We start from the raw sequence: 22,280 nt of genomic DNA, 5'->3' as shown, positions 1-22,280 counted from the left end.
AAGCGAGGGCATCTATCAGGAGTTGTGGGGGATCCTGACGTCTTACAATATCGTCCGTTTAGAAATGGCAGCGATGGCGAAAGAGCACAAAGTTGAGCCGCTTAGGATAAGCTTCCTCAATGCGCTATATCTCATCCAAGATGAGTTTATCTGGGCGAGTGGCAGAAGTCCTGGTGCAGTCCCAAATGCACTAAAAATGCTTAGAGAAAATGGCAAACGGCTGATATTACCTAACAAGAGAAAGAGGAAAGCGTACCCTCGGGCAGTGTTGAAAAGACCCGCAAAATATCCAACCAGAACCAGAGAGAAAAAAGCCACTCGCTCTTAAGCGAGCGGCCTTAAGCCAATGGCTGCTTTTTTTATCGCTAACGTTTGTGCTGCATTTTGCTGTTTGTGAATTTGGCTTGAGACGCCGTATTTTTCGCTTACGAAGACAGCACCACACTGAGTTGGTGTCTCAGAAGGCTCGATGGGATGGCAGAACCCACGCCCAGTTCCAGCGCTTTGTCCATCAAGTCTGTTTTGGTTTTTACGCCAAGCTTCAAGCGAAGGTTCGCAAAGTGATTCTCAATGGTTTTCACTGAAACACCCAATGCATTGGCGATAAATTGTGGCTTCTTGCCATACATATGAAGAAACAGAACCTCAGACTCTCTGGGCGAAAGTGGGGTGTGTGGCTTGGTTTTTTTTCCAATGGTGAGGTCTTTTTTCGAAGAACCAATGGCACGGCAAATCCATTGTCCTACTTCAAGCGCTGCAAACTCATTGATGGCTTGGCCATGAAAAATGACGCCGATGAGTTCACCGCTTTCGCTATACCATGGCATCTTTGTGAAAATATGCGCATGCCACTCTCCATCTGGGTAAGGATGAATATTGAGCACTTGCATGTTCTTACCGCTGGTCATCACTGTTTGGTCTTGCTGCTGAAAAACTTCAGCGCAAGCAGTCAAAGGCGCGGGAATGTCGAAGTTGGTTTTACCAATTAAATCGTGGTGGCTAGATACACCAACCAGATCAACAAAATTCTGATTCACATAGACGAAATTTGAATTGATGTCTTTGCATCCCCAACAACCTGGGAGTTGCTCAAAAAGAGAACATACGGGCGGGGGAGCCTTGGGTGTGCTATGCATAAAATGATTAATAAAGGAAATAGCTGACAGTGTATTGTAACGTCAATTTGTTTTGCATGAAATGTATCACAAATTGGGCGTTGTAACGGAAAAAAACCGGCTCGTAGGAGCCGGTAAAGACAAGAGTTTGCTCTAAAAGAGCGAATTCCCGTACGACGTGTAGAAGAGATCATCCACGTCCATGGCACGAGGGTTGTAACCATTAGCGTAGATGTTTCACTGAGGTAAATTCAGTGATTAAACAGCAACATACTGCAATATGCGCTGTTCGTTAAGTACTATACATAGCTGCCAGAAAGTCGGACAGGGGGGGAATGCACTAATTTGCATGTAACTGATAATATAGTTTTTATTATAGAGAGAGATCGCGTTTTAGATTCTCTTCCCCTAATGATGTATTGATAAGAATACAGACAAAAGAAAACCCGCTTTAAGAGCGGGTTTTAGTAAAACGCGTTTCTGTTGAGCTCGAACTAAATATTTCGCACGACACGGAATCCGACATAGTTTGCACTGAGGTCAGATTTCAACTCTAAGCGTTCTGCGACGCGCGCGCTGCTTGGAGAGAAACTCCATGCGCCACCACGTGCAACGGGTGTTTGATTGCCAGCCCATTCCCAAACGTTACCCGCTGTGTCATAGATGCCAAATGGATTTGCTGGGAAGCTTGCTACTGGCGATGTGCTTTTGTTTGACCACATAGTGCCGCTCCAACCAGTGTTTGCGTTGCCTACACCAATGTCGTTGCCCCACCAAAAGTCTGACTCGCTACCTGCGCGTGCAGCGACTTCCCACTGCACTTCAGAAGGCAGGGTGTAGTTGAAACCCGTTTGGGTGCTTAGCCATTTTGAATACATGTTGGCATCATCACGGGTGATGCAAACAACAGGGGAGTTATCCTCCTGATCAAAACCTGGCTTACGCCAGCTGTGGTTTAGCAGTTGTTTCGGTTCGCCGTTATCCAACGCCGTACAACCTTGGCCCTCTTCTGCTTCCGTGACATACCCCGTTGCAGCGACAAACTCTCCAAATTGCTTCACTGTTACTGGCGTTGCAGCGATAGAGAAAGGTTGGTCTACAACTACAGGCTTTTTGGCTTCAAAGCCAACGCGGTACTGACCCGCACCAATGACGACCATTTGTGGTGCCTGTCGATTGTTAGAGAGTTTGTCAGCGAATTGCTTTCCCGGTTTGGGACGGTTCTCCTGTTCTCTCAGGCTTGCCCATACAACGGAATCTTTGTTCATGAACATCTGACGGCTGTAAGGTTCGAAACCTGATTTTTCAACCGTGAGCTGATGTTGACCCGCTGGCAGCATGATCTCAACAGGCGTTGAACCGTACGTCACACCGTTGATGGTCACGTTGTCTTCGTAGCGGTTCGAACGGATCTTTACATTAACCCAGCGCTTAGCCTGTTGTTTAGGGGATGATTTGGCCGTGGTGAACGACTTCTCAACACAATAACGTTCAGCAAAATCGAGAAGCTTACACGCTGCATTTTCGTCTGGTTGGCTCTTCATTTCTGCCTGAAGGCGAGTAATGTAGCGGTTGTCACCACTGAAGCCACTGTCGACGACATTACTGTTCATGACATGGATATTGAATGAAACACGGTTCGCATTGAGTTTTGCCGTGGTTGATTCCGTCACTTTGTCTAGCACGTGTGATTGGAACGTATTAACGGCCTTTTGCATGGTCAGGGTTTTACCCTGATTTGAACACGCAGCCAGCGTCATCGATTCGCTACACGTAATGGTGTGTACGACTTCAATAGAATCTGAGAACGTAAGTTCCTGACGAAGACGTTTAACGCGTGCTTCTTTTTTCGCTTCTTGAAGATTTTCCATTGCGCTGACGAGCAATTGTTTCTGACGATTTTCGCCTTCCACAATACGCTGTTGTTCCGCGACGGCTTGTTCATTTTGAAGCGTGGATTTTTGATTATCTTTCACCGCTTGCCAAGCCGATTGATAATCGTCTTTGTACTGGGTGAGGTCTGTATCAGGGTTTTCAATAAGACGGCGGAATTGTTCATCCAAACGCTCTTGAGCCAGTGTGCGTCGTTTCTCTAATTCCATTGCTTTATTCGCTAACGTTTCACGTTCAGCCAATAATGCGTCCAATTTGTCTCTTTGCGTTTGAAGGTTTTCAGCGTGATTGCCAATTTCACTTCTTTTATCTGCAAGCTTCTGTTCCAGAGCGACAACCGGATCATCCGTTGCGGCTGTGGTGTCATTGGCAAGTGCATGACTACTAAGAAGTATCGGTGTTAACGCGAAAGCTAACGCAGCTATGCGATTACTTTTCATATGTCCCTTGCTTATTCTCAGAATTCCAATAGAAAAGCGTTGTCCCAAATAACTAGATTAACACGTAAATGCCAAATGGCCTTTTCATGATACTAATAATTTGATGCTTATCGTTATTATTCAAACTCGTTATTTTGATAAGTTACTCAATTATTTTAGCTCATCTCTTTTTATCGATGTAAATAACGCTTGAGCATGAGATTAATGCAAAGAAAATAGCAATTATTTGACGTAAATTATTATATCGCGACATATTATTGACGCTTTGTATGTTTTCAATCGAGACGTGAAAATAGTAATGCGTACCCGCAGAAGCGGGAAGGATTCCTGCTGTTTACGTATTTTCTTCTTCGTTTTACGTCAGCGATAAAACCCATATTGGGGATGGATCAAGGCGGTTTTTATACACCGGCTTGGGTTACACCTTGCATTTTCATTGTCCTGTGGGCGTTTAAGGGTGTTTCTCCTGATCGCTATGACGATCCTTTTTCCCGGAACGATGATCAGGGAATGATCCTGCCGTCAAATGCTAGGAAAGATGATCAAGCGGTATCAAATGATGTAAATCGACGTGGGAGACATTATTTTTCAATTAAAACATGATATTAAGATAAGCTTCATTGCTAGCATCGATGGGTTTTCTTCTGGCCGCGTCGAGTTTTAGCCATCAGACGTTGAGATCTTGCACATTTCTGATATCAAAATGACGTTGGCCGTAGTTTGGCCTACTCTTGATCATGTTTCCGAGGTTATTTTGCTTCGCGATAGCCTATTCGCGTGGCAGAATGCTCTCATTCATTTTGTGGTTTGACACTAGTCGTTGTATGGCATCAGAGTTTACACATTCACAAGTTATTGCCTTACCAAATCACCCGTCGCTTCATGCGCACGATTACCGTCAGGTTGTGATTGGGCTGCAAGGCCAAACGGAATTTGAACTATCGGGACGTGGCAGTCTGGTTGGTCCGGGCCAAGGGTGCTTGGTGTCTGAAGCGGAACTCCATGCCTTCTCTGGCATTGGCCAGAACGAAATTCTCGTCATTAACCTGCCAGAGTCTGTGTTGCTTGGTGAGTCTTCAATGAAGCAAAAAGTGGAAGCGCTCTTCGCGCGAGACGTTTACTTCCAGCTCGATGCGCAAGCTCAAACCTTGGTGAAATCTCTTACTGGTGAAATGATTGCCAACCCGCACGATGTGATTTTAGGCCGTGCATGTGCAGACACATTGTTATGCGTGATGGAACGACACTTCAGGGATCAGCTTGCCCCTCGTCGCCAAGGCCACCGACTGAATATGGACATTATTGACCTGTATATTCGTCAACACATTAGCAGGAAGATTAGCGTTGCCCAAATGGCGGGCTCGGTGTTTCTTGCTGAAAGCCAGTTCCACCAGCTTTTTAAAGCGCAAGTAGGCGTGACACCTCACCAATACGTTCTAAAAAAACGTTTCGAACTTGCACTAGAGCTGTTGAGCTCCAGCCAATTGAACCTGACTCAAATCTCCGATAGCTGCGGTTTCTCAAGTCAAAGCGGATTCACCTCTGCGTTTTCACGTTACTTCGGTGTGTCACCTTCTCGGTATCGCCACGATCACTGATTGGCGTTTTTTATCTTTTTTCTCAAGATGTTAACTACACTGCGTTTTTGTGGCTGCCTTTATTTCGTCAAGCGCGCCGACGTTAGCCGCAGTAAGCCTCTATTTTTGGTTACCTCACGCCATTATCGATAAGCACTTTTCTAGAAAATACCGACAAGTTGCTCGAATTCCTGCATTTTTAGGCGGTTTGGAAATAAATCATGAAAACAATTGTTTGGCGCACTGGAGGTTAGGGTTCTCTGTTTGTTAATCATCGGAGTTTTTTGCAATAATGCCGCAGGATTTTGAAAGACTCTCCGGCATATCACCCCTAGAATCGGTCGCTAATCTAACATGTATGTAACATATGCCGCTAATTTGCCGGGTAACAGAAGAGGAATCTGCTTATGTTCAAAGCGACCGATGTATTGGTGCCAAGCCTGCTTGAGCAACCGAAAGCATCCCTTTGGCAACACATTTCAAGTCAGTATTGTGTGGACGAAAGTCAGGTACTTGAAGCATTAATTCCATTAGCGATGCCATCAGAATCTGAACGTGCTGCCACCGAGAAGCATGCGGCGGATCTGATTGAGCGTGTACGCGCGGATAAAAAAGCCGTGCAGATGATTGATGCCCTGTTGCTGGAATACAGCCTTGATACCCGCGAAGGTATTTTGCTGATGTGTTTGGCAGAAGCACTGATGCGCATTCCTGACGCTAAAACGGCGGACGCATTTATTCGTGACCGTTTGGGTGTTGCAGATTGGAAAGCGCACCTCAAAAACTCTAATTCACTCTTCGTGAATGCTTCTACGTGGGGACTGATGCTAACAGGCAAAGTCGTGAACGTGGATGAGCGTGAAGAAGGTCGTCCGACAGCGGTGTTGAACCGTTTGGTGAACAAATTCTCTGAGCCTGTTATTCGTCAAGCCATGCACCAAGCCATGAAAATCATGGGGCATCAGTTTGTGCTGGGCCGTGACATTGATGAAGCATTAGAAAACGGCAAGAAGCCACGAGAAAGCGGCTTCACTTATTCGTTCGACATGTTAGGCGAAGCGGCGCTGACCAAGGCGGACGCGAAAAAATACTTTAACGATTACATCAAAGCGATTGAAACCGTGGGACAGAACTTATCTGTTGGGACGGGCCCTGCGCCTTCGGTGTCTATCAAGCTTTCTGCCTTGCACCCTCGCTATGAAGTGTCGAATGAAGAACGCGTCATGACAGAAATGTTTGATACGGTCTTAACGCTCCTCAAACGCGCACGTGAATTGAATGTAGCGATCACCATTGATGCGGAAGAAGCGGATCGTTTGGAGTTGTCGTTAAAGCTGTTCGAGAAACTCTTTACACATCCAGACATTAAAGGCTGGGGGCTGTTTGGCCTTGTGGTTCAAGCTTATTCAAAACGCGCGTTACCCGTGTTGGTGTGGTTAGCAGCGCTGGCCAAAGAGCATGACACCGTAGTGCCGATGCGTTTGGTTAAGGGCGCGTACTGGGACAGCGAAATCAAACTGTCGCAGCAAAACGGCTTGTCTGGCTATTCGGTATACACTCGCAAGGAAGGTACTGATGTTGCTTACCTCGCATGCGCACGTTTCTTGTTATCAAAGCATGTTGAGGGTCTGATTTACCCGCAGTTTGCGAGCCACAACGCCCAAACCATCTCCGCAATTTATGCCATGGCGGAGCATGATACTTACGAATTCCAACGCCTACATGGCATGGGTGATTCGCTTTACTACCATGCGAAAGCAATGTTTGAGCACCCTGTGCGCATTTATGCGCCTGTGGGCAATCACAAAGATTTGCTGCCGTACTTGGTTCGTCGTCTGTTAGAAAATGGCGCCAACAGTTCGTTTGTTCACCGTCTTGTTGATGCGCGTTGTCCCATCGCAGATCTGACTAAACACCCTGTCGATATGTTGTTGTCACGTCCAACGCTACATAACACGAATATCCCGCTGCCAAGTGCGATTTTTGGTGATGACCGCCCGAATTCGAAAGGCGTTGCAATTGATATTGAAAGCGAATGGGAAACGTACAATCAATCGGTACAAGCTTTCATGGCATACAACTGGAAGGCGGGTCCGATCGTCAATGGTGAGCGCCGAGTCGGCGATGAGCACCGTATTGTTGCACCTTATGACCATCGCCTTGATGTCGGCACCATTAACTGGTCAACCGAAAGCGATGTTGATGCGGCATTACAAGCGGCACATGACAGTGTGGACGCTTGGCAAGCGCTCTCCGCTAAAGAGAGAGGTAAGTACCTACTATCTCTAGCTGACAAGCTTGAAGAAAATATGGGGGAGCTGGTGGCGCTGTGTCACCGTGAGGCGGGTAAAACCATTCACGACAGCATTGATGAAGTGCGTGAAGCCGTCGATTTCTTGCGTTTCTACCCGCAAGAAGCCGACACCATGATGGCGAACGCGAAAACTTTCCCTCGTTTTGATGGTGAACATGCCACCCTAACGCGAACGGGTCGTGGTGTTTTCACCTGTATTAGTCCGTGGAACTTCCCGCTGGCGATTTTCATTGGCCAAATCTCTGCTGCGCTCGTCACGGGTAACACGGTTGTTGCCAAACCTGCGGAGCAAACGTCACTGATCGCTTTCCGCACCATCGAATTGCTGCTGGATACAGGGATCCCAGAAGGCGTGATTCACCTTCTTCCGGGCACTGGCGCAACGGTAGGCGCGAAGCTCACTCGCGATCCTCGTATCGCGGGTGTGGCCTTTACTGGCTCAACGCCGACCGCGCAACGTATTAACCAAACCTTGGCAGCAAGAGATAGCCTACCTGTCCCGTTCATTGCGGAAACGGGTGGGCAGAACGCGATGATTGTAGACAGCACCGCACTCCCTGAGCAGGTGGTGCGTGATGTTCTGCGTTCTGCTTTTGCGTCTGCAGGTCAGCGCTGTTCTGCGTTGCGTGTGCTTTACGTGCAAAACGACGTGGCTGATCGTGTACTGGATTTGGTGAAAGGTGCGATGGCGGAAATGAGCGTAGGCTTACCGTATCTGCATTCAACGGACGTTGGCCCTGTGATTGATGAAGCCGCGCAAGCGAAGCTACAAAATCACATCAACCAATTGTTCAAAGAAGGTCGCTTTATCGCCAAAGTGCCAATGGCGAGTGATACCCGTGTCGGCACTTTCATTACGCCTGTGGCGTTTGAAATCGACAATATTTCTCAGCTTGACCAAGAGCACTTCGGTCCGATTCTTCATGTGATCCGTTTTGAAGCGGATGAGCTTGATGCCGTGATTGATGACATCAATCATTCCGGTTTTGGTCTTACCCTTGGCGTTCACAGCCGCAACGAAAGTACCTATCGCCACATTGATGCGCGAGCACGCGTGGGTAACTGTTACATCAACCGTGATCAGGTGGGTGCTGTGGTTGGCGTGCAACCATTTGGTGGACAAGGTCTTTCGGGGACGGGTCCGAAGGCGGGGGGGCCTCACTATTTGTACCGTTTCACTCAAGAACAACTGCAACTTACCAATGGTAACTCCATCACTAATAAGGAGGTAACGGCATGATCTTCAATCACAGTAACAATCAAATGACGCAGGTTGAGCGTGTTGCGTCTCAGTGCATGGCGGTGTGGGAAGAATGGAACGGGATAGGTGTTGAAGAACGTCAAGCCGTACTGTCTTTGTGGGCCGATATCGTGGCGGCACGAGGCGGTAAGTTTAATGCTGCAGCAAACATGATCCGTTATCAGTTGAAGCAAGCTGGTGAGGTGCTTGCGCCCGTTCATCTGATGCCGGGGCCGACGGGTGAAACGAATGAACTTTACATCGCAGGGCGCGGACTGTTTTTGGTGACGGGGGATGAAAGTGTGTCTGCTTTGTCATTAGCCGGTCAGCTTGCTGCGTCGTTAGTGGCCGGTAATGCTGCATTGGTCGTTGTGCCTTCTGCGTTCAACGATACCGCAGACGCTCTGTTGTCTGATCTTGTCAAAGTCAGCGTCCCAAGCCGTTTGGCACAGCGATTGGAAGAAAGTGCACTGAATGATGTGATTGAAATGGCACCGTTAAAAGGCGTTGCGGCTGTGGCAGAGGCAGATGTGCTGGTGGCGATGAACCGAAAATTGGCAGAAAGAGACGGCGTGTTGGTGCAATTTGTCGCAGAAAGTGACGGCATTCACCTACCGCTTCTGGCTTCGCCTGCGTACCAACTTCGCTTCATTACGGAGCGAACGAGAACCATCAACATTACTGCGGTGGGCGGCAATGCCACACTTCTGGAACTCGGCAGTGGTGAACATTAAGACACTCCGGACATGAGCACCGAGCGCGGTGCTCAGATTTTTTTGAGGGAAAATGAATGATTGAAAATAGCTTTGCTATCAGTGCAACGTTTATCGTGTATTTGGTGATGATGCTAGGCATTGGTGTTTACGCCTACAAGCGAACCGCCAGTTCTGAAGATTACTTTTTGGGCGGACGATCTTTAGGCCCTTGGCCTGCTGCAATCTCAGCAGGCGCATCTGATATGAGTGGCTGGCTGCTCCTTGGTCTGCCGGGTTATGCATATGCTGCCGGTATTGAATCGCTTTGGCTAGCAGTAGGTTTGTTAGCGGGTACTTACTTAAACTGGCTGGTCTGTGCTAAGAGGCTCCGTACGTTCAGTATTGAAGTGGATAACGCACTGACCTTGCCTGAATTCTTGTCGCGCCGTTTTGATGACAAATCAAAAGCATTACAAACGATTTCTGCTTTCTTCATTTTGCTTTTCTTCCTTTTCTATACCAGTTCAGGTTTGGTTGCAGGCGGTAAATTATTTGAGGCTGTGTTCGGTTTGGATTACAGCACCGCTGTTATTATCGGTACCGTATGTGTGGTGTCTTACACCCTATTCGGCGGGTTCCTTGCGGTGTCGTGGACGGATTTGATACAAGGTTTGTTAATGGCGGCAGCACTGTTTATCGTACCTATTGCCACCATGGAAGGCTCGTTCTCTGATGTTTCTATGGCATTAGAAGCGAAAAATCCTGAGCTGTTGACGCTTTGGAATGACGTGAAAGGCGAGCCTTTGTCTGCAGTGGCGATCATTTCGCTATTAGCATGGGGCTTAGGCTATTTCGGTCAGCCTCATATCTTGGCGCGCTTCAAAGCAACCCGAAGCAACAAAGATATCACCACGGCACGTCGTATTGCTGTGTGCTGGAGTGCAATCTCCATGGCGGGTGCAGTGATGATAGGTTTAGTGGGTATCTTATACGTGGACACCAACTTGGGCGGCGAATTGGCAGATGGTGAGACCATTTTCATGATCTTGGTTAACGCCGCGTTCCACCCGATTATCGCGGGTATCTTGTTGGCGGCGATTTTGGCGGCAGTCATGAGTACGGCGGATTCGCAATTGTTGGTGTCTTCTTCCGCGCTGGCAGAAGATTTCTACAAGCAGGTTTTCCGTCCTGATGCATCGACGGGCGAAGTGGTGATGGTTGGCCGTGTGGCTGTCATCGGTATTTCGATTCTGGCGCTTATGCTGGCAATGAACCCAGACAGCAGCGTGCTTGGCCTCGTGTCTTATGCGTGGGCCGGTTTTGGTGCGGCATTTGGCCCAGCACTGCTTCTGAGCTTGTTCTGGAAAGACATGAACCGCAACGGCGCTTTGGCTGGTGTGTTGGTGGGCGGCATTACTGTCGTGGTTTGGAAGCAACTGACCGGTGGTATTTTCGATATCTACGAAATCGTCCCTGGCTTTATCTTAGCAGGTGTTTCCATCATTCTTGTTAGCAAGCTAACTGGTGGTGCGAGCGAGCGCGTAATGACGACATATGATGACTACGAGCAGAGCTTAAAAACGTTGCCGTAAACCTTGAATCAGAATGGCTGAACGCATAGTTCGTGACATATAGATCAGAAAGTAGGAGGGACGCCATAGCGTCCCTTTTTTCGTTCTTTATAAACGCATTAGCGTCCGTTACACCCACCCGTTCGAGAGCGGAAGTCGCCTCATCACTGAGAAAAGCTCTTGCATCGACGCTACCGACAACACCAACGGATGATCGATGTTCGCTTTGTTGCCCGTGTTAAAGTAGATCGTGCGTATGCCTGCATTGATACCCGCTTGAACACCAAGGCTTGTGTCATCCACAAATAAACATTGGTTGAGAGGTGTTGCCATGTTCATGGCTGAATAATGGATAAGATCGGGCGCAGGTTTCCAGCTATTGGTATCAAATGCGCTAAACAAGCGTCCAATAAAGTGTGGCAGTAAGCCTGTCATTTCCAGTGTCAATTTCATCTTGCTGACTGGGCCGTTTGATGCGACACACACATCCACGCCTTCATCTTCAAGCATGTGCAATAAGTCAGGCACACCTTCTATGGGTTTTAGATGGTGTTCGAACAAGGCCGCACTCTTTTCACGGTAGAGTGGCTCTAGCTCATCGAGGGATATGGACAGGCGGTGACGTTCGCAGGTTTGCAGCAACACATCAGCCAGTTTTCCGCCTTGGAAATTGTCCATACATTCTTGTAAATCAAGCACAACACCATAGTGTGCAAATACCTCAACGATCGCCATTTGGCTAAGCACTTCGCTGTCCACAAGCGTACCGTCGCAATCGAAGATCACGCAGGAAAGGGGAGCATCGTAGTCAAAGGCATTCATTTGCGTTCAGCTAACCTCATTAGCGGAGTGGGATATTGTAATCCTTAACCTGACTAGCAATTACAACAACGGGGCATTTGGCAATTTGCTATCTAGGTCTTACCATCTTCCTATTAGGAACAAAAAAACCGATCTCAGATCGAGTTTTATCAAAAGTGAAACAAAGGGTTAGCGCACAAGGAGTGGCAAATGTATCAACATACGTGGAAGACAGGCGATAACGCGCTGTTGTCAGTAGGAAAAGTGGTGTGCATTGGGCGCAACTATGCAGAACATGCGAAGGAGTTGAACAACCCGATCCCCGATGAACCCGTGCTGTTTTTGAAGCCGTCGACGGCGCTGGTCAGTGCCGATGTCCCTTTGCTACTTCGTGCACCGTTAGCCCCAATTCACTATGAAGCAGAGTTGTCGATTCTCATCGGGAAAACGTTAACGAATGCCACCGCTGAACAAGCGGATGATGCCATTGTGGGAATTGGTGTCGCGCTCGATTTAACACGTCGAGAAGCGCAGAGTGAATTAAAAGCCAAAGGGCTGCCGTGGGAATTGGCAAAAGCGTTTGATGGTAGCTGCGTGCAAAGTCCCTTTGTGCCGTATCAGCATGATCTGGCTGCCACAGAATATGGGTTAGACATTAATGGAGAGGCGCGTCAGCGCGGGGATACAGCGTTGATGATCACGCCCGTACTGACATTGCTCAGCCATGTCAGTCAGTATTTCACCTTGCTGCCGGGTGACATCGTGTTAACGGGGACGCCGAAAGGTGTTGGTCAGCTCAATGGTGGCGATGAGCTGACCTTAACGCTATCTGGTGACGTGTTGGCGCAATGCCGCTGTGAAACGTCTGCGTAGATCGCCAAGTCGTGCACGCGCGTGTATTCGTGAGACGTTTTATCCGTGCGTGCGGAACAGATACGGGAACAACGCTTTTTTCTCGTCGTTCGACAGAGAACATACGCGATCGATGTTGATGTCAGGAATCGCATCGGCATCGCCGCCGTAATACTTCAGTGCCTTCTCAATGCTGGCTTCTCGGATCAGGTGAAACACCGGATACGGGGAGCGGTTGGTTAGGTTACTTTCATCGTCAGGCTCTGCATCCGCAAAGCAGTAATCGGGGTGGAAGCTTGCGATCTGATAAATTCCGCGCCAGCCAAATTGCTCAATGATCATGTCTGCCACATCCAAAAACTGGTTGTAGTCATCAAAGTCCTGAAAGTAATTCGGTGTCACGAGCAAGGTGGTTTCAAGATCGGCCACGTCGCTGCTTTCCAGCAGATTTAGTTCCGTCAGTAAGGTCTCCATGACCGCTTCATCAGTGTTTCCTTCACACACTTCGATTTTGATCTGCTTATTGCGCTGTGGTTTTGCGGCGAAAGGGCAAAGATTCAAGCCGATGACGACCTTTTCGAGCCATTCTGTGGTTTGCGCTTCTACATCTTGAAGAGAAACAGTGTGTGTGGATGTCATGGGTAAATCCTGAATTGTTGAGACGGAGTATATTAACGGCGGAACCTAGGAAACCCAACGATTACGTCGCGTTTATTGTTTGTTTATTTTCAGGTAGCGAAGAGGCTGTTTTTTCATGGAAATATCCCCAAGGCTTCTCCATGTAGAACCATATTGGTTGAAAATCATTCGCATTCCTCTTGAACAATGCCATATGATCTTTTAAAGTGCATTTGAAATGCATTTTTAAAGGGAAACGCATTATGACAACACAATTGATGTCAAATAATCCTCAAGGTATTGATTTTAAGAGAGTGACGCAGGTTGGTGGTGTGCTGATGTTTTGGTCAGCGCTGATGATGATGGGCTCTCTGCTAGTGAGTTTTCCCTATGCAGATGCGTTCTCCATTACCCATCAAACCATTGCACACATTATGACCATCGTATTGGCGGGTGTGTTTAAAGTAGGGTATGTCACCTATATCGTTGGCAGGTATGAGCGAAAATTGCCGTGTTAAGTGAGGCGTTAGCAGGGAATTTAGAGAGAGGTCGCGCCCTTCATGAAGACAGGAGGTTCTCCATGAAAGGCGCGAAATTCGGAATTACTGAACGTCAGTGGGTGCTTTCCATGCCTTGGTTCCCCAAAGTGGCACCGTAGACAGGCTGTGTTTATGGCTGCCCTGTGTTTCTTTGGTTGAGTAAGACAAATACATCAGTGTTTGGTTTTTCGAATCGAAAATACGGCGAATCTTCATTGATTTGAACAGGATACTTTTCGATGCAGTGAACACCACTTCACCCGATTTAGAGCGGTCAACGTTCGCGATCATTTCATCAGTAATTTCACCAGTCTGACGGCATGAAATACCCATGTCAGAAGGGTCTGAAAAATCCAAGTCTGCTTTCACATGACTAATGTGGCATGTAACCCCAGGCACTTCAGGGTCGTTGAAAATTTGAATCTTTATGTCTTTGGTGGTGAACAAGCCCAAGCTTACGTCACCCACTTCATCGTCGGAACAAGCCGAGACAGTCAAAGCGATAACGGTAGCCGCAAAAACAGGGCGCGCATAAGTTTTGAATGAATCAATCATTGAGCGTGGCAACATAACCTTAAAAACCTATCGAAATGAAGTAACAATGCACTGTAACAGTGGAAGGCCTAGGTTGTCATATCTCTTTCAATTTTCACAATGATTCGAGAAAACCGCCCATTAGACAAACCATCCACTAGGCAAACTAAGACTGCACGGTGAAAGCGGGAGTCACCAAAAAATGGGTGAGTAAGCAAAATATTCTGGTGGTATGCGTACCAAGGTGAAGTATGCCTGCATACCGCGAATTGAGGGAACAGAGAGAATAGAAGCTAAAACGCACACCTGTGTAGTCAAGCGTACGTTATACAAAGGGCGAGCGGATGCACTCAGTCGAATTGCGCGTCTCCTGGACGACGATCAAGTGTTTCAGGCTCAAACGTAATGATCACGTCATACGCATCACAATAGCTGGCAGTGAGACTGTACTTTTCACGTGATGCAGCAATCTTACGCTCCGCGATACGTCGCTTGTCTGGTCCGTTTCGGGTTGAGCTAAAAATACGCTGCTGCGTAAAGAGTTCCTGTGTGAATTTTTGCTTACAAATGGATTCGTTGCGTTCCGTGACGACTTCCCCAAGCTCATTTTTTGCTGCTGAGGCCATCCCTGGAAGAAGCGCAATGCCAAATACTATCGATTTTACAAGGAGGTAGCGCATAATCTTACCCTAGCTTGATGACTGTATGTTTAAAGATAGTCTACGGTTAACCGCCTCTCAACTGAGACTGTGCTCTCATTGTAGAAACCGTTCAATTTTTGAGAAGGTCACGAAACTGATTACAAAGTCAGCGTTGGTTAACATTCCTGCGAAAAGAGAGGTGATGACAGAAAAAGTAGGCGTTATCTTCATCTCTTTCAGGGAATGACAACGACACAACTTATGCAAAAACAGGTCAATAGTTCGTATTTACAGCTTTTCATGCGCGAGTCGAGCACGGCAGCCTTGCTCGATATTGAACAACTTCCTGACATGTCTGATGTCGACGCCATTGCGTTGTTTGATTGGATGTCTGGAAAGCGCCCTTTTACTCATCAAGAAGTGAGTGGACAACGTTGGATAAAATCCTGCAGTGCAGGGTATGTCACCGAATTGTTCCTACACCACGATGGTACCCTCGAAGAATTCACGCTCTTTAATCGTTTACCGACCAAGGGGTCGTGGAAACTTGAACAAGGTGTGCTTGATCTCGATATCACCAAAGGTGATAACACGTATCGTAGCCGAGTGATTGCCAACAAATCAGTGAACATTCACTCCGCGATCGAATATAAAAATGGTGAGCTGCATGCCTATCTCAAAATCGCTCACGTAGTTCCGGTTGCTGAAAGCGCATAACAGAGCAGCCCTTACCGATATAAAAGCCCGCCTGTGCGGGCTTTTTTGTCTTTGCAACGAGAAGAGCCCCATACCAAGTAACCTGAATCCTGCATCTGCAGGTTACTTGGGTATATCTAACAACGCGTTTTCTCTTGCTCATCAAAAGTGAATGTGATGTTGAGCTATAAATGTAAGTAAGCAATGAAGAAAAGGGTCGAATGTCGGGTCATTGTGCTTGCCGCTTCGAAAAAGTGGTTTGAAGAGACGTTGAGAGGATCAAGGACATGCGATTACCAATACCCACATGGGCTATTGTGGCAACAGGCTTAGTGCTTAATGTGGCCGCCGCGCTGATGACGAACTTTGTGATTGATGATTTAGGTGAGAAAGCCACCGCCGTGGCTGAACGTCAAACCAACAACAATCAACTTATTCAGCTCAGTTGGCAACAAGCAGACGCCTTAGAGCGGCGTAGAGAAGCGATCTTGGTCGTCCTCGCGTTAACCCCTGCAGAGATCCCTGTGTCCGAGTCAGTGGCTGTCACGCTGCTAGATGCCTTCTCCGACATGAATGACACCCCGCTTACCCGCGTCAACATGCCATCAATCATGACAAGAATTAATGACCAGCAGGATCTACTAAGAAACAAGATAGATACGCTATATCTGGATAACCTCCAAATGGCGGAAAACCAGTACGAATTCAATCGTAAGATATCAGCGTATCGAAATCTCGCTTTATTCCTCCAAGTCTTTGGCCTTGCACTTATCATGGCAAGAGACCTCAATAGAAAGCAGGATTGAACAATCGGTAATCAGCGTCTTTAATTGTGATAATTCAAATAGTTTATGGAGCTGGTTTTTGTTGGTATGTAAGAATAAATAACTGGATATTTTTAAAAATATAGCGCCTAACTCCACCCATGTTTTGTTCTAATAGTGATCGATTTTGTGGCCCCTTTGCCACTGTTTTGATTGCGATTTTTAGGGTGAGAGAGAAATGAAAGGCGCTTCCCGCGTTCGTAGTGTCGTGGCTGACATGTTTGCCATGGTAGTGTTTTGTTTTGTGACTGGCATGATGATCGAGATTTTCGTGTCAGGTATGACGTTTGAGCAGTCGTTAGCATCGCGTTTGCTGTCCATTCCCGTCAACATTCTGATCGCGTGGCCTTATGGTGTTTTCCGTGACAGCATGATCAAATTTGCACAGCGTCATTTCACCTCTCGCTTAACCAAGCGTGTGGCTGATTTCTTCGCCTACGTAACCTTTCAATCGCCTGTTTACGCGGCTATCTTGCTGACCGTTGGCGCAGATCCAAGTCAGATTTTGACCGCTGTCGCCAGTAACGCATTGCTGTCTGGTGTGCTTGGTATGTTCTACGGAGTATTCCTTGAGCGCTGCCGCCGCTTGTTCCGCGTGCCTGCGCCAATGCAGGTTGATGCATCCATGAATGCACAAATGAACGCATGATGTGAAGGGCGTAGAGCCAGAACAACTCCGAACGAGAAGGGTGCCCAATGGGTGCCTTTTTTTGTTTAAGACATTTGTCGAAAAACACTGCGATGCTTTCATTTCACCTGTAGCCCTTCTGTTACGTTGATGAAGAGGTAGTGGCTTGAATGGACAGACGAAGATGGAAAATATGGGGTTGGTTTACTTTCATTTGGTGGCGGCAGTTACATCTTTCCTTATAGGATCATTTTTGCTGATCAGGCAAAAGGGAAGCTCAGTTCACAAGCAGTTGGGTAAGGTTTACATGTTGCTAATGTTGGCAACGGCAATTTCAGCATTGTTTATTCCCGCTCAAGTTGGCCCGCAAGTGTTTTACCATTTTGGTTATATTCATATTCTCAGCCTCGTTACTTTGTACACAGTACCAGAGGCGTTCTTTGCGATAAGACGAGGAGATATAAAGAAGCACCGCAATGCGATGGTGATTCTTTATGTGATGGCGCTGGTGGTTGCGGGGGCGTTTGCGTTTATGCCTGGTCGGTTATTGAATTCGTGGTTGTTTGTCTAATTGTCACGAGTAATGTGTCCTCACCAGTCAGGAGCGATGTAACGATCGGCGTTAATGTTGTCCCTTTGAGATCGCAATAAACCATGAAATGACCTTTTCGACGCGTTTGGGTTCGTTACTTGGATTGAGTTTTACAATGTAAATGTCATTGAACAATTTCTTCGAGGTATCCGCGTCAAAACGCCACTCTCTCATTTCTACGCTGTCGATGTATTGCTCGGTGCTGTGCCAGGGGAATATGGAAGTATCAAAGCCTCAATTGGGGTGACCGCCAGCTCTAACAGCATTCGGTTTTCTACAAACTAAGTGGACGTTACCCACTAACCCAAGAGATCCACCTTATCTTGATTGGCGCGGAATATCATCGTAGCGATTTGTTAAAAGACGCCGCTTTTGTTCTGTATATCAAACTGGTCTATTTACTGTCGTATTCCTCATAACCAAAACCTGAACCCGATGAAATGGCTATGGAAGGCAATGAGCAAACAGGTAAGAAACAATGTTTGATTAAAAGTAAACGAGATGTTGAAGCAGCTGTCCGACATTTTTTCACTGTGAGTTCTCCAGAGATAGCAGGCTCTTTAGCGTCTTGCATTAACTGTGACCTCAAGTGCCAAACTTTAAATCGATAAGGTATATCTTGTTGATAATTAATATTAAGTTATCATTTAATAGTGAGAAAAGCCACACTCATATCGCGGGTAAGTGAAAGTGAACAGTATCTAATAAAGTGATTGGTGAACTAAAAAATTTAATAAATAAAGAATGATAAAAACACAATTTTAAGTGTAAAAAGTGGCGCTTTCATCACGGTTTAAACTTATATGTGATTAGCTCTACATTACATAGTGCAGTAGGTTTATGTTCTGAATTTTTGCCTTGTGTGTGAATTTATGTCCTGAAAATAGATAGTAATGGCTATATATCCTTTGAGTGTGCCCTATAATGTGATGTGGGTAATAAGCATTACTGGATAAGTACTATGTCAAGAACTATAAAGGTATGAATTTTAATTTTGAGTAAAGATATTAAAGACCAAGAACAAAATAAAAATATGTTGTAAAGTAATTAAAAAAGAGGGGTAGGGAAAAAGATAATTAGATTTTTATAATTAATATGAGGTACTAATCCTATTTATTGAGACTATATTTTAATCTTATTTATATTTATTTAATAAATATAAAATAAAACCAGTTTTAGCCTTTTTATACTCTAGATAGTAATTATCCATAGCCTTTAGTATTTGATTGGATTGAAGGAAATATTCATATGGATAAAATATTTGCCCCACTTGATGTCAATACTAAATTATCACAAAGCGAGCTGTATGATAATAGTGCATTCTATTCTGTAAAAGAAGAAATGAGAAAGCTAACAGGGATAGAGGAAGAGAACCAGATAGATTGGGTGAAAGTAGAAGATCTTTCATATGAAGTGTTGACGAAGTATGACAAGAACCTGCAAGTGCTTACCTACTGGTTTGTCGCTAGACTATATAACATAGGCTATCAGAGTATTCTAGATTCTTATTTTACTCTTAAAGGTTTTATTTTTAAAGTAAATATAAATCCTTCGCATAGAACAAGTCGCTATTTTGATTGGTGGATAGATAAAACAGTTGATTGGATAAATAATAATATAAAAAATATAGAACGTGATGATGTTAAACATTATATTGATGAGATTAAAAATATAGAAAAAAATTTACCAAATGGTTTTTCTGAATTAATACCAACATATAAAATACTGAATGTTTTAGAGAGTAGGGTATTAAAGCAGGATTCGAGCGTAGATGGATCTGTTACAGAGTTAGAGAGTATTGATAGTGATCGAGATACCCAGGGAAGTTGTTGTCAAGTAAAAGAGGTTACTGATAAAAATTCAGACGAAAACCATCAATCTTTAGGCAATCCTAGTGAAAATAATAAGTTATTGAAATCTAACTTACTAGAACTACAAAGAATTGCTGAGAAAATGTTTACTGATGATATCTCAGATACGAAATCTTATAGGATAAGAAGAATCGGAATTTGGGCGGATATCTATACGTTACCTATTGCTGTGGAAGGAGGAAAAACGAATATTTCGCCGCCTGATATCAACGATAAAAAAGTTATTATTACTCTATTAGAGTCTAAGAATTGGTTAGAACTATTAAGAGCTAGCGAGAGAAAAATACTGCAATATCCATATTGGTTAGATTTGAATAGATATAGTTATATGTCATTATTGGAACTAGGGTACTCTAATATTGCAGAACAAATAAAGAATGATGTTTATCAATTCAGTCAGCTTATACCTGAGGTTAGAGTGACAGAGTTTGTAGATGGAATGCCATATGCAGACTTAAAGACAATCGAGTGGATAACAAAAAAAGAAAAAAAAGAAAAAATTAAAGATCCAGGAAGAAAAATAATAAAGTCAAAAAAAGAGATTTTTATTGAAATTTATGATGAAGCTCAAACGTCGCTAGAGATTGGCAGAATAGATTTGGCACTTTGTCAAATAGAGTTAATTATAATCGCGATCGATGAGTATAAAATAGATGAATGGGAACCAGAGCTAAGTATTATGTTTTTAGAGCTTGCTTTAGAAATATATTATAAGGGCAAGAAAAAATCACATTACCTAAGTGTTATACAGAGGATTTCAAGAATAGATCCAAATAGAGCGATGAACCTATTCAGAAATTAAATGCCGATAACTGGGAGTGGAACATGAGTAATAAAGGAACTGTGGCGCCAAAGGAAAGGGTAAATATTGTTTATCGTCCAGCGACAGATGAGGCATCAGAAGGTGTAGAACTACCTCTTAAAATGCTGATTGTTGGAGAGTTTTCTAATAAAGAAGATAATCGAGCTGTAGAAGAGCGAAGTCCTGTAAATATAAATAAAGAAAACTTTGACGATGTGCTCCAATCGCAGGGTATTAGTCTCAATCTTTCTGTACCACGCAGACTAGCCGGTTCTGAAGAAGGTGACAGTATTGCAGTTTCCCTAGATGTTGAAAGTATGAAGGACTTCGAGCCTGACAATATTATTAAGCAAGTTCCTGAACTTAGAAAGCTATTGGAATTACGAGAAGCACTGAAAGCCCTAAAAGGCCCCTTGAGTAATGTGCCAGCATTTAGGAAAAAATTACAGACACTGATTGTTGATGATGAATCGCGTGCCACTCTACTTAAAGAAATTGGCTTGGATGAGCTTATGGAGAAAGGAGCTTCAGAATGAGCGATACGAACATAATACAAGATAATAGCCAACCGCTTGATAGCTCTTCTGATATGGCGTTACTAGATCAAATTGTTGAAGCAACTAAAATTCCGCCGGATAACCACGCGTTTTCAATAATGAAAAGTGGTGTTGAAGCATTAATAAAAGATCTGGTTAAACCAGAATACCGTGGTGTCAAAATCAACGGCGACTTAGTTGACGCAATTATTGGTGAAATAGATACACAACTCTCTCTACAAGTTGATGAGATATTGCACACTCAAGATTTTTTAAAGATGGAGAGCGCTTGGCGAGGCCTACAGTTTTTGGTCGAAAGAACGGATTTTCGTGAAAATATACGTTTGGAGATGATGAACCTATCCAAACAAGATTTACATGAAGATTTTGAAGACAGTCCAGAAGTCGTTAAGTCTGGCTTATATCAATTAGCTTACACAAAAGAGTACGGACAGTTTGGTGGCCAGCCCTATGGCGCAATCATTGCAAACTATGAGTTTGGTCCTGGCTCTCAAGATATGACATTACTGTCTGATATTGCAGCAGTATGCACAATGTCTCACTCACCGTTCATTGCCGCAGCAGGTCGCGAATTTTTTGGAATAGATGACTGGAAGAGTCTCCCTTCACTGAAAGATCTAAAGTCTGTTTTTGAGGGACCACAATACCAGAAATGGAATGCCTTTCGAGAAAATGAAGACTCACGCCATATCGGATTGACACTACCGAGATTTCTTCTTCGTCAGCCTTATGGTGGAGATGGGAAAATATGTAAATCATTCAATTACCAAGAGCAGGTTAATAATGATGACAATAACTTCTGCTGGGGGAATACCGCCTTTGCATTTGCGACGAGGTTGGCTGCCAGCTTTGCAGATTATCGTTGGTGCGCAAACATTATTGGTCCGCAAAGTGGCGGGATGGTCGATAAACTTGCTACCTACCAGTTCCACTCACAAGGTGAAGTGAAGTCTCAAATTCCGACGCAAGTTTTACTGTCAGAACGAAGAGAGTACGAATTAAGTGAAGAAGGGTTTATTGGTTTAACCATGAGAAAAGGGAGCGACAATGCAGCCTTTTTCTCCGCAAACTCCTGTCAGAAGCCGAAAACTTTTTCTGGACCAGGCGCAAAAGATGCTGAGCTTAACTACAAACTGTCCACACAACTTCCCTATATGCTTGTGATGGATCGTTTGGCTCATTACGTAAAAGTACTACAGAGGGAAAATATTGGTAGTTGGAAAGAAAAACAGGATCTTGAGAGAGAGCTTAATAATTGGATTAGTCAGTATGTAACAGAAATGGACAACCCACAGCCTGGAGTAAGAAGTAAGCATCCTCTAAGAGGAGCCCAAATTGCTGTGAATGATGTCGAGGGTGATCCTGGCTGGTATCAGGTTTCATTAAAGGCAAAACCTCATTTTAAATATATGGGAGCGTCTTTTACCCTCTCATTGGTCGGTAAACTCGACAAAGAGTAACACAAGATATATCTAAATTA

The 22,280-nt window shown here is 45.1% G+C and carries 19 protein-coding genes and 2 pseudogenes; 15 read left to right on the top strand and 6 right to left on the bottom strand.

All coding sequences use genetic code 11. From position 1 onward, the window contains the following. Positions 1-328: pseudogene (locus BM082_RS10430) on the top strand (IS4 family transposase); the annotation flags it as partial. A gap of 97 nt (positions 329-425) precedes the next feature. On the opposite strand, the gene BM082_RS10425 reads toward BM082_RS10430, so the two are convergent. Beyond that, a complete protein-coding gene (locus tag BM082_RS10425) occupies positions 426-1,136 on the bottom strand; it encodes a helix-turn-helix transcriptional regulator (protein ID WP_074926882.1) in 711 nt (236 codons plus the stop codon). Between the two features lie 473 nt (positions 1,137-1,609). Then, entirely contained in the window at positions 1,610-3,448 is a 1,839-nt protein-coding gene (locus BM082_RS10420; RefSeq protein ID WP_074926881.1) for an SUMF1/EgtB/PvdO family nonheme iron enzyme, read from the bottom strand. Positions 3,449-4,272: 824 nt separating this feature from the next. Between BM082_RS10420 and BM082_RS10415 the strand changes: the two genes are divergently transcribed. The 4 genes from BM082_RS10415 to putP all read left to right on the top strand — a co-directional run bounded on the left by BM082_RS10415 (position 4,273) and on the right by putP (position 10,866). Continuing rightward, entirely contained in the window at positions 4,273-5,046 is a 774-nt protein-coding gene (locus tag BM082_RS10415; RefSeq protein WP_074926889.1) for an AraC family transcriptional regulator, read from the top strand. Positions 5,047-5,432: 386 nt separating this feature from the next. Beyond that, positions 5,433-8,579 (top strand): bifunctional proline dehydrogenase/L-glutamate gamma-semialdehyde dehydrogenase PutA, encoded by a 3,147-nt coding sequence (gene putA, locus BM082_RS10410; RefSeq protein ID WP_074926879.1) that lies wholly within the window; start codon positions 5,433-5,435, stop codon positions 8,577-8,579. Further along, the gene (locus BM082_RS10405) at positions 8,576-9,313 is read left to right on the top strand and encodes a delta 1-pyrroline-5-carboxylate dehydrogenase (protein WP_074926877.1); all 738 of its coding nucleotides are present in this window, start codon (positions 8,576-8,578) and stop codon (positions 9,311-9,313) included. The genes putA and BM082_RS10405 overlap by 4 nt, the downstream gene beginning before the upstream one ends. A 56-nt stretch (positions 9,314-9,369) precedes the next feature. Next, a complete protein-coding gene (gene putP, locus BM082_RS10400) occupies positions 9,370-10,866 on the top strand; it encodes a sodium/proline symporter PutP (RefSeq protein WP_074926868.1) in 1,497 nt (498 codons plus the stop codon). A gap of 108 nt (positions 10,867-10,974) precedes the next feature. Here putP and BM082_RS10395 read toward each other — a convergent pair whose 3' ends face one another. Next, complete coding sequence (locus BM082_RS10395) at positions 10,975-11,667, bottom strand: HAD-IA family hydrolase (protein ID WP_074926866.1); 693 nt, start codon at positions 11,665-11,667, stop codon at positions 10,975-10,977. Positions 11,668-11,856: 189 nt separating this feature from the next. On the opposite strand from BM082_RS10395, the gene BM082_RS10390 reads away from it, so the two are divergent. Further along, positions 11,857-12,519: a fumarylacetoacetate hydrolase family protein gene (locus BM082_RS10390; RefSeq protein WP_074926864.1), complete on the top strand. Its 663-nt coding sequence runs from the start codon at positions 11,857-11,859 to the stop codon at positions 12,517-12,519. A gap of 39 nt (positions 12,520-12,558) precedes the next feature. On the opposite strand, the gene BM082_RS10385 is transcribed toward BM082_RS10390, so the two are convergent. Next, positions 12,559-13,137, bottom strand: coding sequence for a DUF1415 domain-containing protein (locus tag BM082_RS10385; RefSeq protein WP_017010857.1), 579 nt, complete (start codon positions 13,135-13,137; stop codon positions 12,559-12,561). A 242-nt stretch (positions 13,138-13,379) separates the two neighbouring features. On the opposite strand from BM082_RS10385, the gene BM082_RS10375 reads away from it, so the two are divergent. Further along, complete coding sequence (locus BM082_RS10375; RefSeq protein ID WP_074926859.1) at positions 13,380-13,634, top strand: hypothetical protein; 255 nt, start codon at positions 13,380-13,382, stop codon at positions 13,632-13,634. A gap of 84 nt (positions 13,635-13,718) precedes the next feature. Here BM082_RS10375 and BM082_RS10370 read toward each other — a convergent pair whose 3' ends face one another. Then, positions 13,719-14,225, bottom strand: coding sequence for a CreA family protein (locus BM082_RS10370; RefSeq protein ID WP_017010860.1), 507 nt, complete (start codon positions 14,223-14,225; stop codon positions 13,719-13,721). A 314-nt stretch (positions 14,226-14,539) separates the two neighbouring features. Beyond that, on the bottom strand, positions 14,540-14,869 hold the full coding sequence (locus BM082_RS10365) for a hypothetical protein (protein ID WP_017010861.1): 330 nt from the start codon (positions 14,867-14,869) through the stop codon (positions 14,540-14,542). Positions 14,870-15,091: 222 nt separating this feature from the next. Here BM082_RS10365 and BM082_RS10355 point away from each other — a divergent pair, with 222 nt between their 5' ends. The 8 genes and pseudogenes from BM082_RS10355 (at position 15,092) to tssC (ending at position 22,260) form a co-directional block, all read left to right on the top strand. Further along, a complete protein-coding gene (locus BM082_RS10355; protein ID WP_017010863.1) occupies positions 15,092-15,547 on the top strand; it encodes a hypothetical protein in 456 nt (151 codons plus the stop codon). A 266-nt stretch (positions 15,548-15,813) separates the two neighbouring features. Then, positions 15,814-16,332 (top strand): hypothetical protein, encoded by a 519-nt coding sequence (locus BM082_RS10350; RefSeq protein ID WP_074926857.1) that lies wholly within the window; start codon positions 15,814-15,816, stop codon positions 16,330-16,332. Between the two features lie 196 nt (positions 16,333-16,528). Continuing rightward, positions 16,529-16,999 carry an L-alanine exporter AlaE gene (locus BM082_RS10345; RefSeq protein WP_017015721.1) on the top strand — a complete coding sequence of 157 codons (471 nt, stop codon included), beginning with the start codon at positions 16,529-16,531 and terminating at the stop codon, positions 16,997-16,999. Positions 17,000-17,162: 163 nt separating this feature from the next. Continuing rightward, on the top strand, positions 17,163-17,549 hold the full coding sequence (locus BM082_RS10340; protein WP_074926855.1) for a DUF2306 domain-containing protein: 387 nt from the start codon (positions 17,163-17,165) through the stop codon (positions 17,547-17,549). 293 nt (positions 17,550-17,842) lie between these two features. Further along, a pseudogene (locus BM082_RS25315) lies at positions 17,843-18,181 on the top strand (transposase); the annotation flags it as partial. Between the two features lie 637 nt (positions 18,182-18,818). Continuing rightward, complete coding sequence (locus BM082_RS10335; protein WP_074926852.1) at positions 18,819-20,243, top strand: TssA family type VI secretion system protein; 1,425 nt, start codon at positions 18,819-18,821, stop codon at positions 20,241-20,243. Positions 20,244-20,266: 23 nt separating this feature from the next. Continuing rightward, on the top strand, positions 20,267-20,779 hold the full coding sequence (gene tssB / locus BM082_RS10330; RefSeq protein WP_017010868.1) for a type VI secretion system contractile sheath small subunit: 513 nt from the start codon (positions 20,267-20,269) through the stop codon (positions 20,777-20,779). Continuing rightward, positions 20,776-22,260: a type VI secretion system contractile sheath large subunit gene (gene tssC, locus BM082_RS10325; RefSeq protein WP_074926850.1), complete on the top strand. Its 1,485-nt coding sequence runs from the start codon at positions 20,776-20,778 to the stop codon at positions 22,258-22,260. Before tssB ends, tssC begins: the two co-directional genes overlap by 4 nt. The last annotated feature ends 20 nt before the right edge of the window (positions 22,261-22,280 follow it).

This window comes from Enterovibrio norvegicus DSM 15893, from assembly GCF_900115495.1.
Taxonomy (GTDB): domain Bacteria; phylum Pseudomonadota; class Gammaproteobacteria; order Enterobacterales; family Vibrionaceae; genus Enterovibrio; species Enterovibrio norvegicus.
Note: the sequence above shows the minus strand (reverse complement) of the source record. Positions and strands in the feature narration are given on the sequence as shown.

Bases quoted from the DNA above. Each gene is read 5' to 3' on its own strand.
- BM082_RS10425 (WP_074926882.1), bottom strand. From the start codon at position 1,136: ATGCATAGCACACCCAAGGCTCCCCCGCCCGTATGTTCTCTTTTTGAG.
- BM082_RS10420 (WP_074926881.1), bottom strand. From the start codon at position 3,448: ATGAAAAGTAATCGCATAGCTGCGTTAGCTTTCGCGTTAACACCGATA.
- BM082_RS10415 (WP_074926889.1), top strand. From the start codon at position 4,273: ATGGCATCAGAGTTTACACATTCACAAGTTATTGCCTTACCAAATCAC.
- putA (WP_074926879.1), top strand. From the start codon at position 5,433: ATGTTCAAAGCGACCGATGTATTGGTGCCAAGCCTGCTTGAGCAACCG.
- BM082_RS10405 (WP_074926877.1), top strand. From the start codon at position 8,576: ATGATCTTCAATCACAGTAACAATCAAATGACGCAGGTTGAGCGTGTT.
- putP (WP_074926868.1), top strand. From the start codon at position 9,370: ATGATTGAAAATAGCTTTGCTATCAGTGCAACGTTTATCGTGTATTTG.
- BM082_RS10395 (WP_074926866.1), bottom strand. From the start codon at position 11,667: ATGAATGCCTTTGACTACGATGCTCCCCTTTCCTGCGTGATCTTCGAT.
- BM082_RS10390 (WP_074926864.1), top strand. From the start codon at position 11,857: ATGTATCAACATACGTGGAAGACAGGCGATAACGCGCTGTTGTCAGTA.
- BM082_RS10385 (WP_017010857.1), bottom strand. From the start codon at position 13,137: ATGACATCCACACACACTGTTTCTCTTCAAGATGTAGAAGCGCAAACC.
- BM082_RS10375 (WP_074926859.1), top strand. From the start codon at position 13,380: ATGACAACACAATTGATGTCAAATAATCCTCAAGGTATTGATTTTAAG.
- BM082_RS10370 (WP_017010860.1), bottom strand. From the start codon at position 14,225: ATGTTGCCACGCTCAATGATTGATTCATTCAAAACTTATGCGCGCCCT.
- BM082_RS10365 (WP_017010861.1), bottom strand. From the start codon at position 14,869: ATGCGCTACCTCCTTGTAAAATCGATAGTATTTGGCATTGCGCTTCTT.
- BM082_RS10355 (WP_017010863.1), top strand. From the start codon at position 15,092: ATGCAAAAACAGGTCAATAGTTCGTATTTACAGCTTTTCATGCGCGAG.
- BM082_RS10350 (WP_074926857.1), top strand. From the start codon at position 15,814: ATGCGATTACCAATACCCACATGGGCTATTGTGGCAACAGGCTTAGTG.
- BM082_RS10345 (WP_017015721.1), top strand. From the start codon at position 16,529: ATGAAAGGCGCTTCCCGCGTTCGTAGTGTCGTGGCTGACATGTTTGCC.
- BM082_RS10340 (WP_074926855.1), top strand. From the start codon at position 17,163: ATGGAAAATATGGGGTTGGTTTACTTTCATTTGGTGGCGGCAGTTACA.
- BM082_RS10335 (WP_074926852.1), top strand. From the start codon at position 18,819: ATGGATAAAATATTTGCCCCACTTGATGTCAATACTAAATTATCACAA.
- tssB (WP_017010868.1), top strand. From the start codon at position 20,267: ATGAGTAATAAAGGAACTGTGGCGCCAAAGGAAAGGGTAAATATTGTT.
- tssC (WP_074926850.1), top strand. From the start codon at position 20,776: ATGAGCGATACGAACATAATACAAGATAATAGCCAACCGCTTGATAGC.